The organism is Niveispirillum sp. GW835-FHT14G11 (assembly GCF_058793615.1).
Genome location: NZ_JBXAFZ010000005.1, coordinates 136,033 through 149,076, shown reverse-complemented (window position 1 = coordinate 149,076; position 13,044 = coordinate 136,033). Strand labels below are relative to the sequence as shown.

At 65.7% G+C, this 13,044-nt stretch carries 12 protein-coding genes; 8 read left to right on the top strand and 4 right to left on the bottom strand.

Features of this window, described 5'->3' with window-relative positions:
• The first annotated feature begins 3 nt into the window (after positions 1-3).
• Positions 4-1,902, top strand: a complete 1,899-nt coding sequence (locus AC1Q7F_RS11290; RefSeq protein ID WP_492506762.1) for a potassium transporter Kup — start codon at positions 4-6, stop codon at positions 1,900-1,902.
• Here AC1Q7F_RS11290 and AC1Q7F_RS11285 read toward each other — a convergent pair.
• Positions 1,887-2,900: an AraC family transcriptional regulator gene (locus AC1Q7F_RS11285; RefSeq protein ID WP_492506760.1), complete on the bottom strand. Its 1,014-nt coding sequence runs from the start codon at positions 2,898-2,900 to the stop codon at positions 1,887-1,889. The genes AC1Q7F_RS11290 and AC1Q7F_RS11285 overlap by 16 nt on opposite strands.
• 119 nt (positions 2,901-3,019) lie before the next feature.
• On the opposite strand from AC1Q7F_RS11285, the gene AC1Q7F_RS11280 reads away from it, so the two are divergent.
• On the top strand, positions 3,020-4,204 hold the full coding sequence (locus AC1Q7F_RS11280) for an acetyl-CoA C-acyltransferase (protein WP_492506758.1): 1,185 nt from the start codon (positions 3,020-3,022) through the stop codon (positions 4,202-4,204).
• 224 nt (positions 4,205-4,428) lie between these two features.
• A complete protein-coding gene (locus AC1Q7F_RS11275) occupies positions 4,429-5,556 on the top strand; it encodes an acyl-CoA dehydrogenase family protein (RefSeq protein ID WP_492506756.1) in 1,128 nt (375 codons plus the stop codon).
• Between the two features lie 212 nt (positions 5,557-5,768).
• On the opposite strand, the gene lldD is transcribed toward AC1Q7F_RS11275, so the two are convergent.
• From lldD to AC1Q7F_RS11260, 3 genes are all read right to left on the bottom strand, one after another.
• Positions 5,769-6,899, bottom strand: coding sequence for an FMN-dependent L-lactate dehydrogenase LldD (gene lldD / locus AC1Q7F_RS11270; protein WP_492506754.1), 1,131 nt, complete (start codon positions 6,897-6,899; stop codon positions 5,769-5,771).
• Positions 6,900-6,989: 90 nt separating this feature from the next.
• Positions 6,990-7,748 carry an SDR family oxidoreductase gene (locus tag AC1Q7F_RS11265; RefSeq protein WP_492506752.1) on the bottom strand — a complete coding sequence of 253 codons (759 nt, stop codon included), beginning with the start codon at positions 7,746-7,748 and terminating at the stop codon, positions 6,990-6,992.
• The gene (locus AC1Q7F_RS11260) at positions 7,745-8,104 is read right to left on the bottom strand and encodes a hypothetical protein (protein ID WP_492506750.1); all 360 of its coding nucleotides are present in this window, start codon (positions 8,102-8,104) and stop codon (positions 7,745-7,747) included. Before AC1Q7F_RS11260 ends, AC1Q7F_RS11265 begins: the two co-directional genes overlap by 4 nt.
• Before the next feature lie 107 nt (positions 8,105-8,211).
• On the opposite strand from AC1Q7F_RS11260, the gene AC1Q7F_RS11255 reads away from it, so the two are divergent.
• From AC1Q7F_RS11255 to AC1Q7F_RS11235, 5 genes are all read left to right on the top strand, one after another.
• Entirely contained in the window at positions 8,212-8,970 is a 759-nt protein-coding gene (locus AC1Q7F_RS11255) for an ABC transporter ATP-binding protein (protein WP_492506748.1), read from the top strand.
• Positions 8,967-9,746: an ABC transporter permease gene (locus AC1Q7F_RS11250; protein ID WP_492506746.1), complete on the top strand. Its 780-nt coding sequence runs from the start codon at positions 8,967-8,969 to the stop codon at positions 9,744-9,746. The genes AC1Q7F_RS11255 and AC1Q7F_RS11250 overlap by 4 nt, the downstream gene beginning before the upstream one ends.
• Positions 9,747-10,001: 255 nt before the next feature.
• On the top strand, positions 10,002-10,799 hold the full coding sequence (locus tag AC1Q7F_RS11245; RefSeq protein ID WP_492506744.1) for a hypothetical protein: 798 nt from the start codon (positions 10,002-10,004) through the stop codon (positions 10,797-10,799).
• A gap of 212 nt (positions 10,800-11,011) precedes the next feature.
• A complete protein-coding gene (locus tag AC1Q7F_RS11240) occupies positions 11,012-11,806 on the top strand; it encodes a hypothetical protein (RefSeq protein WP_492506742.1) in 795 nt (264 codons plus the stop codon).
• A 98-nt stretch (positions 11,807-11,904) separates the two neighbouring features.
• Positions 11,905-13,044, top strand: a complete 1,140-nt coding sequence (locus tag AC1Q7F_RS11235) for an ABC transporter permease (RefSeq protein WP_492506740.1) — start codon at positions 11,905-11,907, stop codon at positions 13,042-13,044.

Genomic DNA, 13,044 nt, shown 5'->3' with positions numbered 1-13,044 from the left:
ACCGTGGGACAATCGGCCAGTGCGGCGCATGATGCGCCGCGATCCTCGTTCGGCGCCTTGTTCCTGTCCGCCATCGGCGTGGTGTTCGGCGATATCGGCACCAGCCCGCTCTATGCCATGAAGGAAGCCTTCGCCGGGCCGCACCCGTTGCCGGTGGACCGCATGCATGTGCTGGGCGTGCTGTCGCTGGTGTTCTGGACCGTGATGCTGGTGGTGTCGATCAAGTATGTCGCCATCATCATGCGCGCCGACAATGAGGGGGAGGGCAGTTCCTTCGCCCTGCTGGCGCTGCTGCAGAAGGCGTTGGCCAACAATGCCAGGCTGACCACGCTGGCCGGTGCCGTGGGCGTGTTTGCGGCCGCTCTCTTTTATGGCGACAGCGCCATCACGCCCGCCATTTCAGTCTTGAGCGCGGTGGAGGGGTTGCAGGTTGCGGCCCCGGACTTGGCACCCTGGACCCTGCCCATCGCCATTGTCATCCTGGTCGGCCTGTTTGCGGTGCAGGCCAAGGGGTCGGCCGCGCTGGGCGGGGCGTTCGGCATGCTGATGCTGATCTGGTTCGTGGTGCTGGCCGTTCTGGGCGTCGTCAATCTGGGCAAGGCTCCGGGCGTGCTGGCGGCCCTGTCGCCGCACTATGCCGTGGCCTTCCTGGCGCATGATGGCTGGATCGGGTTCCTGGCGCTGGGCAGCGTCGTGCTGTCTGTGACGGGGGCAGAGGCGCTATACGCCGATATGGGGCATTTCGGGCGCGGGCCCATCCGGCTGGCCTGGTACATGCTGGTCTGGCCGGCCCTGATGCTGAATTATTTCGGCCAGGGCGCCCTGCTGCTGAGCAATCCGGAGTCGGCCGCCAATCCGTTCTTCTTCATGGGGCCGTCCTGGGCCGCCATGCCGCTGGTGGTGCTGGCCACATTGGCCACCATCATCGCCAGCCAGGCGGTGATATCCGGCGCCTTCTCCGTGACGCGTCAGGCCATCCAGCTGGGCTATCTGCCGCGCATGAACATCATCCATACGTCGGAAAAGGAGATGGGGCAGATCTATATGCCCTTCATCAACTGGTCGCTGATGATCGCGGTGGTAGGGCTGGTGCTGGGCTTCGGGTCATCGACCAATCTGGCGTCGGCCTATGGTGTGGCGGTGACGGGCACGATGATGATCACCACGACGCTGGTGGCGTTGCTGGCCTTCCATCACTGGGGATGGAACGGCAAGTTCGCCATGGGGTTCTTCATTCTGCTGCTGCTGGTCGATGCCGCCTATTTCCTGGCCACGGCAACCAAGATCACCCATGGCGGCTGGTTCCCGCTGGCGGCCGGCATCGTGGCCTTCATCCTGATGACCACCTGGAAGATGGGCCGCAAGCTGCTGCATGCCAAGCTGCGCGACAGCGCCATGCCTTTGCAGGAGTTCCTGAACACCCTGTCGCAGCGCGTCACGCGGGTGCCCGGCACCTCGATCTTCCTGACGTCGGACCCCGACGGCGTGCCGCTGGCCATGCTGCACAACCTGAAGCACAACCATGTCCTGCATGAGCGGGTGGTGGTGATGACGGTGAAGGTGACGGAGCGTCCGCGCGTGCCCATCGGGGAGCGCATCGTGTCGGAGAAAATGCGTGACGACGTGTTCCGCGTCACCATGTATTGCGGCTTCATGGACGATCCCGACGTGCCCAAGGCGTTGGCGAATGCCAAGCGCACTGACCTGGGATTTGATTACGAACCGTTGCGCATCTCATACTTCCTGACGCGGGAAACGGTGGTGCCGTCGGCCGAACCGGGCATGGCGCCATGGCGGGAGGAACTGTTCGCTTTTCTGATGCGCAGCGCCACCACCACCGCCGACTTCTTCCACCTGCCGCTGAACCGCGTGGTGGAACTGGGCGGTCACGTGGAGATTTGATCCCGCCGGTATCGGGCGGGCGTCGTGCCCGTCCATTGCCGGAAGGCGCGGTTGAAGGCGGCCGGTTCGGCAAACCCCAGCAGCACCGTGATATCGGCGATGGACAGGTCCGGCCGGGCCAGGGCATCCCGCGCCAACTCCAGCCGCAGCCGGTCCTTGATGGCCTGGAACGACGTGCCTTCCTGCCGCAGCATGCGGCGCAGGGTGGCGGGGGAGCAGCGCAGCGTCGTGGCGGCCGCGTCGGCATTCGGCCAGTCGGCAGGGGAGCGCCGGCGCAGCAGATTGGCCACGCGCCGGCCGAAGCCGTCGGGATTGCGGTACTTCACCAGGAAGCTCTCCGGCGCCTGGTTCAGGAAGCTTTGCGCCGTGCGTGTATCCTGGGTCACGGGCAGGGACAGGGTGGCGGCGTCGAACCACAGGCGGCAGACGGGCCGGTCGAAGCGCAGCTGGGTACTGAACAACACGAAATATTCCCCGGCGCGGGTGGGCTGCGGATAGGGGAATTCTGCCTCCTCGATCACGATGCGGCGGCGCGCCAGCCAGCAGGCGATGCCGTGGATATAGGTGAACAGCGTCTCGGCCGCGAAGGGAAACAAAGGCTGGCCGGGCCGGGTGGGCACGATCTCCAGCGCCGCGCGCCGACCGTCGCGGACCAGACCGACGCGCACATCGTCCAGAATGGTATTGTAGGACCTGCAGAGCAGGGTCAGCGCCCGTCCCAGATCTTCCCCGCTGAGCGCCAGCAGGCAGGACAGCGCGAAGGACCCGACCTTCATACGCCGGCTGTCCAGGCCGAAAAACTCGTCATCCAACAGCTGTGCCAGCAGCCGCAGCAGGGCGCCATAGGCCTGCACCGGCACCCGCGCATCGGGATTGGACAGCAGGGCCGGATCAATCCCCGCCTTGCGCAGGATGGGCGCGGCCTGCATCCCGCGCGCCACAGCCCCGGTCAGGGCGGCGGCGGCGAACTGGATGGAGATGCTGCCCTTTTCCGCCAAGGTCCCGACCCATTCGCGATTGACATAAATGATCAGGAAATTTGATCGCAACGGTTATGGCTGATCGGAAGCGACAAGTCTACGCTGGGTCCAACCATCCTAAGACCCCGAGGAATGCCATGAGCGCCGATCCCATCGTCATTGTCTCCGCCGCCCGCACCGCCATGGGGGGCATGATGGGCGATCTTTCCAGCCTGACCGCCGCCCAGCTGGGTGCCGTCGCCGTCAAGGCCGCCGTGGAGCGCGCCGGCATTTCTGCTGACAGCGTGGAAGAACTGCTGATGGGCAATGTGCTGCAGGCGGGCCAGGGCCAGGCGCCGGGCCGGCAGGCGGCCCTGGGTGCCGGGCTGCCTTTGTCGGTCACCTGCTCCACCCTGAACAAGATGTGCGGCAGCGGCATGAAGACCACCATGCTGGCCCATGACCTGATCCTGGCCGGCAGCGCCGACATTGTGGTGGCGGCGGGCATGGAGAGCATGTCGAACGCGCCCTATCTACTGGATCGCGCACGCGGCGGCTATCGTTACGGACACGCAACGATGTATGACCATATGGCGCTGGATGGTCTGGAAGATGCCTATGAGCGCGGGCGCGCCATGGGCACCTATGCCGAGGATACGGCGACCCATTTCGGCTTCACGCGCGAGGCGCAGGATGCCTATGCCCTGGAAAGCCTGCGCCGGGCCAAGGCCGCCGTCGATGATGGCACTTTTGACATTGAGGTGGCGCCCGTCACGGTGAGGGGCCGTGGGGGTGACGTGGTCGTGGCGAAGGATGAACAGCCGGGCAAGGGCCGTCCCGACAAGATCCCCACCCTGAAGCCGGCCTTCCGCAAGGATGGCACCGTGACGGCCGCCAACAGCAGCTCGATCAGCGACGGGGCCGCCGCCCTGGTGCTGATGCGCGCGTCGGAGGCGGAAAAGCGCGGCCTGTCGCCGCTGGCCCGCATCGTCGGCCATGCCAGCCACGCCCGCGCGCCGGCCTGGTTCACCACCGCCCCGGTGGGCGCCATGCAGGGCCTGTTCGCCAAGACCGGCTGGGGCGTCAAGGATGTCGACCTGTTCGAGATCAACGAGGCCTTCGCCGTGGTCGCCATGGCGGCGATGAAGGAACTGGGCCTGGACCATGCCAAGGTCAACGTGCATGGCGGTGCCTGTGCGCTGGGCCACCCGATCGGCGCGTCGGGTGCGCGCATCCTGGTGACCTTGCTGCACGCGCTGAAGAAGCATGGGCTGAAGCGGGGTGTCGGCAGCTTGTGCATCGGTGGCGGTGAGGCGACGGCGATGGCGGTGGAGCTGGTTTAATCGCCACTCCCACCCTTCTCCCATTTCTCCCATTCTCGCCTCCCCGGCGAAAGCCGGCCCCAGGATCACGGGCCCGACATTTGAACTGCTTTGATCCAAGCGGCCGAGAGGGTTGATCTTGAGGCCCCTGGGCCCCGGCTTTCGCCGGGGAGGCGAGAAGAAGCGCTTCGTCAAACCCGCGGAAGTGCCCCACGCGGGACACTCCCTCCAAAAGGACCACCCCCATGCTTCTCACCGAAGAACAGGTCATGATCCGCGACATGGCCCGGACATTCGCCCGCGAACGCCTGGCCCCCGGTGCCGCCGGGCGCGACCGGGAAAGCCGGTTTCCGGCAGATGAACTGCGGGAGATGGGGGATTTGGGCCTGCTGGGCATGGTGGTGCCCGAGGAATGGGGCGGGGCGGGGGCCGATGCGGTGTCCTACGCGCTGGCCATCGAGGAGATTGCCGCCGGGGACGGCGCCATCTCCACCATCATGAGCGTGCATAATTCCGTGGGCTGCGCGCCCATCCTGAAGTTCGGCAATGCGGAGCAGAAGGAGCGCTACCTACGCCCCATGGCGGCCGGCCGCCTGCTGGGCGCCTTCTGCCTGACGGAACCGCAGGCCGGGTCCGACGCGTCGGCCCTGAAGACCCGCGCCGTGCAGGATGGCGACCATTACGTGCTGAACGGCGCCAAGCAGTTCATCACCAATGGCCAGCATGCCGGCGTTGCCCTGGTCTTCGCCGTCACCGATCCCGCCGCTGGCAAGAAGGGCATTTCCGCCTTTCTCGTGCCCACCGACAATCCCGGCTACAAGGTGGCACGGCTGGAGCACAAGCTGGGCCAGCGCAGTTCGGATACCGCGCAGATCCTGCTGGAGGATGCGCGGGTCCCGGCGTCGGCCCTGCTGGGCAAGCCGGGTGAAGGTTACCGTATCGCGTTGGCCAACCTGGAAGGCGGGCGTATCGGCATCGCCTCGCAATCCGTGGGCATGGCGCAGGCGGCGTTCGAGGCGGCGCGCGATTACGCCCGCGACCGCACCTCGATGGGTGTGCCGATCATCGAGCATCAGGCCGTGTCCTTCCGCCTGGCCGACATGGCAACCCTGATCGAGGCGGCGCGGCAGCTGGTGCTGCATGCGGCGAGCCTGCGCGGTGCCGGCCAGCCCTGCCTGAAGGAGGCGTCGATGGCCAAGCTGTTCGCGTCGGAAATGGCCGAGCGCGTCTGCTCCGACGCCATCCAGACCTTTGGCGGCTATGGCTATGTCGAGGATTTCCCGGTGGAGCGCATCTATCGCGACGTGCGCGTCTGCCAGATCTATGAAGGCACCAGCGACATCCAGCGGCTGGTGATCGCGCGCAACCTGTAAGGGCGGGAGCGGCGCGGGCCGCCTCAGTCCGTCAGGTCTAAGTACAACCACTGCTTTATCCGCCTTCCCGGCGAAGGCCGGGACCCAGGGGCCAGGCGCCCGACCTGTCGGCAGCTTTGACAAACGCCGCGTCGAGGTTGATCCTGTGGCCCCTGGGTCCCGGCCTTCGCCGGGAAAGCGGGAAAGAAAATTTTATCTGAAGCAATAAACCCTCACGCCAGGATCGACCGGTCGATCTCCTTGATGGAGCGCACGCCGGTCAGCGCCATGGCGACCTTCATCTCCTTGGCGAACAGGTCCAGCAACTGGGTCACCCCGCCCTCGCCACGCGCCGCCAGGGCGTAGAGCCAGGCGCGGCCCAGCAGCACGCCCTGGGCCCCCAGCGCCAGCATGCGCACCACGTCCAGGCCGGAGCGGATGCCGCTGTCGGCCAGCACGCTCAGCTTGTCGCCCACCGCTTCGGCGATGGCGGGCAGGGCGCGGGCCGACGACAGCACGCCGTCAAGCTGACGGCCGCCATGGTTGGAAACGACGATGCCGTCGGCGCCGATATCGACGGCGGCCTTGGCATCTTCGGGGTCCAGGATGCCCTTGATGATCAGCGGGCCGTCCCAGCCCTGGCGGATCCAGTCCAGATCGGCCCAGGAGATGGAGGGATCGAAATTGGCGCCCAGCCAGCCCATGTAATCGTTCAGGCCGCTCTTGGCGCCCAGCACCGGGGTCAGGTTGCCCAGCTTGTGTGGGCGGCCGTTGATGCCCACGTCCCAGGCCCAGCCGGGCCGGCCCATGGCCTGCAGCACCCGTCGTAACGGTGCGTTGGGGCCGGACATGCCGGAATGATTGTCGCGATAGCGCGCACCGGGCACCGGCATGTCCACCGTGAAGACCAGGGCCTTGGCGCCCTGCTGCTTGGCGGTGGCCAGCAGGTCGCGCATGAAGGCGCGGTCGCGGATGACATACAGTTGGAACCACAGCGGCCCGTCGGTGCCGCCCGCCACCTCCGTCAGGGAGCAGATGGAGACGGTGGACAGGCAGAAGGGCAGGCCGGCCTTGTTGGCGGCGCGTGCGGCCTGCACCTCGCCGCGCCGGTGATACATGCCGGTGATGCCCACGGGCGCCAGGCCGATGGGCATGGCCATCTTCTGCCCGAACAGGGTGGTGGACAGGTCGACATCCGCCACATTCTTCAACACCCGCTGGCGCAAGGCGATGCCGGCCAGGTCCGACACGTTGCGGCGCAGCGTCTCCTCCGCATAGGCACCGCCATCGGCATAGTCGAACAGGAAGCGTGGAACCCGGCGCCGGGCGGCTTCCCGGAAATCATGGGTGGAGGAGATGATCATGGCGGGATGCGGCTCCGGCAGGCCGTGCGAGCGGCTGCACATTATGATTTGGAACGATATCTCACATATTAGTACCAGAAGCCGCCGACATCAATAGAAGCTGATGTCACGCCCCAGCCCCGCGAAGCGCAGGCCGGCATCGACATAGAGCGTCTGGCCCGTCGTCACCGCGCTTTGCAGCAGATAGAGGCAGGCGCGGGCAACATCATCGGCGCCGGGGCCGATACCCAGCGGGTTCTGGGCATGCAGCCGCTCGAATTCCGCCTGCGTCTGGCCGGGGGCGGGCAGGATATAGCCGGGGGCGATGGCGTTGACGCGCAGGCGCGGGGCGCCGGCCCTGGCCAGTGCCTCCCCCAGCCCCATCAGCGCATATTTGGACAGGGTGTAGGACAGGTGGTCGCCATGCGGGCTGGCCAGCTTCTGGTCCAGGATATTGACGATGGCGCCCGTCACCCCGCCCGGCAACTGGGCCAGCAGCGCCTGGGACAACAGGGCCGGGGCGACAGCGTTGGGCAGGTAGTGGGCCAGCATGCGTTCGGCCGTCAGGCTGGCGATATCGTCCCATTCGAAGATCGACGCGCTGTTGACCAGAGCGGTCAGCGGGCGACCCAGGGCGGCGGCGGCGGCCGGCACTAGGCCCGGCACCTGGGCGGGATCGGCCAGATCGGCGGCGACGGAAACGGCCTTTGCCCCGGTGGCGCGCAGGGCGGCCAGGGTTTCGTCCAGCTCAGGACCGGGCGTGCGGTAATGAAGGACGACATCCATGCCGGCCTGCGCACAGGCCAGCGCCATGGCGGCCCCCAGCCGGCGGGCGCCGCCGGTGACCAGGACGGCGTGGGGCTGGCTCATGAGGGACGCTCCAGGGCGATCTGGCCGGTGAAGCCGGGGTCGGCGGGGCTGTGGATCGCAATCTTCTGCGACAGGATGCGGGTGTCGAAATCGAAGATGAAGCGGCCCAGGGCCTGGGCCATGGCTTCCGCATCCACAAAGGGACCCTCGTTGCGGAAAGCGCCCAGGATATGGCGCACGATCTTCGAATAATCGACCGTCATGGTGATGTCGTCGGGATCGCCCGTGAAGGGACCGGTGACCGAGGTTCCCAGGCGCAGGTTGACACGGATATCCAGATCACCGGCCCGCCCCGCGACGGGCAGCGCCACCGCCACCTCGCGCACCAGGATCTGGAAATGGGGGGAGGGGATCATGCTTGTTCCGCCCGGCTCGACAAAAGTTCCAGCCGGGCTAATATCAGCCTGCGGCCGAAAGAGGAACAGCGGATGCGCGTCGTGTGGCGGAAGATCGGGAACCGGGCGTGAGCATTGATCTGTTGCGCCTGTCCGGCCTGTCCCTGACCTATCCCAACGGCACCCGTGCCCTGGACGGTATCGACCTTGGCGTGGCCGAGGGGGGGTTCCTGTCGCTGCTGGGCCCCAGCGGCTGCGGCAAAAGCAGCATCCTGCGGCTGGTGGCCGGATTGATGCCCCCCACGGGCGGGACTGTGGATTGGTCAAGGCCGCTGGCGCGGGGCGATATCGGCTTCGTGTTCCAGGAACCGACCCTGATGCCCTGGGCCCGTATCATCGAGAATGTGCGCCTGCCGCTGGATCTGGCCGGAGTGGCCAGGGCGGAGGCCCAGGAACGGGCGGCGGACGGGTTGCGACGGGTGGGGCTGGGCGATTTCCTGAGGGCTTTCCCGCGTGAATTGTCGGGCGGCATGAAGATGCGCGTGGCCCTGGCCCGTGCCCTGGTGACGCGGCCGCGCCTGCTGCTGCTGGACGAGCCGTTCGCCGCATTGGACGAGATCACGCGGCTGAAGCTCAACGATGATCTGCTGGCCTTATGGGGGCGGGAGCGGTTCACGGCGATCTTCGTCACCCATTCGGTGTTCGAAAGCGTCTATCTGTCCGGCCGCATCGCCATCATGGGACCGCGGCCGGGCCGGGTGGTGGCGGAGATGGATGTCGACCTGCCCTTTCCGCGCGACCTGTCGGTGCGCACAGGCCGGGACTATGGCGCCCTTTGCCGGGCGGTGTCGGAGCGGCTGCATCTGGCGATGGGGGAGCCGGCATGAGCGGGAACTGGGCCTATCGCCTGCTGCCGCCGCTGGTGGGGCTGCTGTTCCTGAGCCTCTGGGAGATCGCGGTGGCGGTGTGGGAGATCCCGCCCTTCGTGCTGCCGCCGCCCAGTGCGATTGTGCGGGCCCTGTGGAACGATGCGCCGCTGCTGTTGCAGTCCGGGTGGATCACCCTGATCATCACGGTGCAGGCCTTCCTGCTGGCCCTGATCAGTGGGGTGGGGCTGGCGGTGCTGTTCCGGCAGTCGCGCGCGCTGGAGGCCGCACTTTACCCCTATGCGGTGATCTTGCAGGTCACGCCCATCGTGGCCATCGCGCCGCTGGTCATCATCTGGGTCGGGTATGAGCGGGTGAACCTGTCGCTGCTGATCCTGGCCTGGATCGTGGCTTTCTTCCCCATTCTGTCGAACAGCACGGCCGGGCTGGCGTCGGTGGACCCCAATCTGCGTGACCTGTTCCGGCTTTACGGCGCCACGCGCTGGCAGATGCTGTGGCATTTGCAGCTTCCGTCCGCCCTGCCCTACATTGTCGCGGGTGCCAAAATCTCCGGCGGGCTGGCCCTGATCGGGGCGGTGGTGGCGGAATTCGTCGCCGGATCGGGCACCGCGTCCGGATTGGCCTGGCGCATCATCGAAGCCGGCAACCGCTTGAACATGCCTAGGCTTTTCGCGGCATTGACCCTGCTGTCCCTGCTGGGCATCGCCATCTTCGCCGCCCTGTCCTGGGTACAGCGTCTGCTGCTGCGGCGCTGGCATCCGGGCACGATGGGGTAGGGATGTGCCCGTCTTTCGCGGCACCCTGGCATCGGTAGCACGGGCCGGGTAACGCCAATGCCCCCGGCGCCCAAGCCCGTCTTTCAACGTTAAGCCGGCATGACCGCTTTGGGAGATATCCCGCACGGGCGGTCGCATGGCCGGCGATGGATCCTTGCGCCCGCAAGGCGCATGTCGATGCCCCGCACCCATCCCGGCCCGATCTTCGCCCCGCTGCGACGGGGCGGCCAAAACGTGACGAATGGGAGATATGACATGACCAGCTACAGCCACTTCAACGTCATCAACGGCACCGCTGCGGCCGAAGCCATCAATGGCGGCGCCGGGTTCGACCTGATCACGGGCGGTGCCGGCAATGATGTCGTGAATGGCGGCGGCGGCCTGAACGCTGCGGTTTTCGCCGGCAATTCCCGCGATTACGACATCGATGTCGACAATGGCATCGCCACCATCAGCGGTGCCGACGGCACCGACACCTTGCAGAATGTGCAGTTCGCGGTCTTTGCCGACAAGACGGTCGCCCTGTTCGAGGCGACGCCGCTGTTCGGTGGCTTTGACGAGGATTTCTATCTTCAGAGCAACCCCGACGTGCTGGCCGCCGTGCAGGCCGGTATCTATGAGAGTGGTGAAGAGCATTTCGAGAATTACGGCAAGTTCGAAAACCGCGTCTATCAGGCCACCGACGGCTTCGACGCGGCCTATTATGCCGAGGTCTATGGCGACGTGCAGGCCGCCGGCATCGCCGCCGTCACCCATTATGAAAATAATGGCCGGGCCGAGGGGCGCAGCACGCATCTGTATTTTGACGCCAATTATTACCTGGAGGCCAATCCCGATGTGGCCCTGGCCGGGGCTGACCCTTGGACCCACTATTCCACCTATGGCTGGAAGGAAGGCCGCAACCCGTCGCCCTTCTTCGATGTCGATGCCTATCTGACCGCCAATCCCGACGTGGCGGCCCAGGGCATCGACCCGCTCTACCATTACCTGAACTGGGGCCAGGAGGAGGGCCGTCAGGTGCAGATCGACACCAGCTTCTATGCCATCGCCTGACTTATGGCGGGTTCTTGTATGACCGACGCACAGTCGAGCATAGAACCTACCTGGTTTTAACCGACCGGATAGGCTGGGGGAGATAGTCTTCCCCAGCCATTCTGAGGTTCGATCTAGGGCTCGAATGGTAGTGCCAAAGACTTCCGCGACAAGTTCACCGCTCCCGACGTTCCAGGTTTGGGCAAGCAAGCCAGGGCCGAGAGGAGACATCCATGAGCAACCATACGCAATTCACCCGTCACGCCGGTACCGACGGCAATGACACGCTGGTCGGCGGCACCGGCTTCGATCTTCTGACCGGCGGGGCTGGCAATGACAGCCTGAATGGCGGCGGCGGGCTGAATGCCGCCGTCTACAGCGGCAATTCCAGTGCCTATGCCATTTCGGGTATCGATTCGCCAACGGTGGTGATTTCGGGTTTCGAGGGCACGGACACGCTGACCCATGTCCAGTTCGCCATTTTCGCCGACAAGGTAGTGCCGCTGTACAAGCCGACGCCCTTGTTCGACTTCGATGAGCAGTTCTACCTGAACAGCAATCCCGACGTGTTCGCCGCCGTTCAGGACGGCACCTATAGCAGCGGTCTGCAGCACTACAACCTGCATGGCCAGACCGAAGGAAGGTTGGGCGGTCCCAGCGGCGTGTTCGATGCCGGCTATTACATTGCCGTCTACGGCGATGTGGACGCGGCCAATGTCCCGGCCATCGACCATTACAATGCCTATGGCAAGAACGAGGGCCGCAGCGTCAACCTGCTGTTCGATGTCGATTACTACCTGCAGGGCAATCCCGACGTGGCCGCAGCCGGTGTCGATCCCTGGACACATTTCAGCTTCTATGGCTGGAAGGAAGGCCGCAACCCGTCGCCGTTCTTCGATGTCGATACCTATCTGACGAACAATCCCGACGTCGTCGCGAATGATGTGAACCCGCTTTACCATTATCTGAACTGGGGTCAGCAGGAAGGCCGCGATATCTATATCGACAGCTTCTTCCTGGTGGCGTAATCCGCCGTCGGGCAGGGGGGTGTTGACCCGCCCGGACGGTTAATGTCAATTGGCATGGTGCGCCGCCCCATCGATGCGGCGCACCAGGGCCAGGAACCGTGCAGACCGGAACAATCACCGCCGCGTGGGAAGAGAATCAGTTTGTTCTGGCCGCGGCCGGTCGCTGGGATATTGCGTCCGCCGAACGGCTGGGCCCGCAATTGCAGAATCGCAGTCCGGGGCGCAAGGGTGCGCCCGTCTGCCTGGACCTGTCGGGCCTGACCGCGCTGGATACGGCCGGCGCCCTGCTGCTGGACCGGTTGATCCGCCGTCTGCGCGGCCAGGGCCATGTCGTGGCCGTGGTCGGCGCGCGCGCTGATCTTTGCACCCTGCTGAAGGATGTGCAGCGGGCCGCCGCCGGCGTGGCCGTGCGCAGCCCAGTTCCCGCCCAGGAACGCCCAGCCTTTCCGTTGGCAGATCGTATCGGTCGCGCAACGATTAGCCTTTGGCATGACATCCTGTCGATGCTGGCCTTCCTGGGCCTGGTCACAGTGACGGCCCTGCGCCTGTTGCGCACGCCCTCCCGCATCCGGCTGAAGCCGCTGTTCTTCCATCTGGAGCAGGTGGGGTTGAATTCCCTGCCCATCGTCGGCCTGCTATCCTTCCTGATCGGCATCGTATTGGCCTATCAGGGTGCGGATCAGCTGCGTCGTTTCGGTGCCGAAATCTATGTCGTGAACCTGCTGGGCATTGGTGTCCTGCGGGAGATCGGCATTCTGATGACCTCCATCATCGTCGCCGGCCGCTCCGGTTCCGCCTTCACCGCCCAGATCGGAACGATGAAGGTCAACCAGGAGGTGGACGCCATGCGCACGCTGGGCCTGGACCCGGTGGAGATGCTGGTGCTGCCGCGCCTGTTCGCGCTGGTCATCGCCCTGCCGCTGGTGGGATTCTTCGCCAATGTGATGGCGCTGGTGGGCGGCGCCATCATGGCCTATGTCTATCTCGACATCAATTTCGGGCAGTTCGCCCGGCAATTGCAGATCGCGGTCAGCACCACGACCCTGTTCGTGGGCCTGTCGAAGGCACCGGTCTTCGCCGCCGTCATCGCCCTGGTCGGCTGTTACGAAGGCTTGCGCGTCAGCGGCAGTGCGGAGAGCGTTGGTCTGCTGACCACGCGGTCGGTGGTGATCTCCATCTTCCTGGTGATCCTGCTGGATGCCGCCTTCTCCATCCTCTTCTCCTATATCGGGATCTGA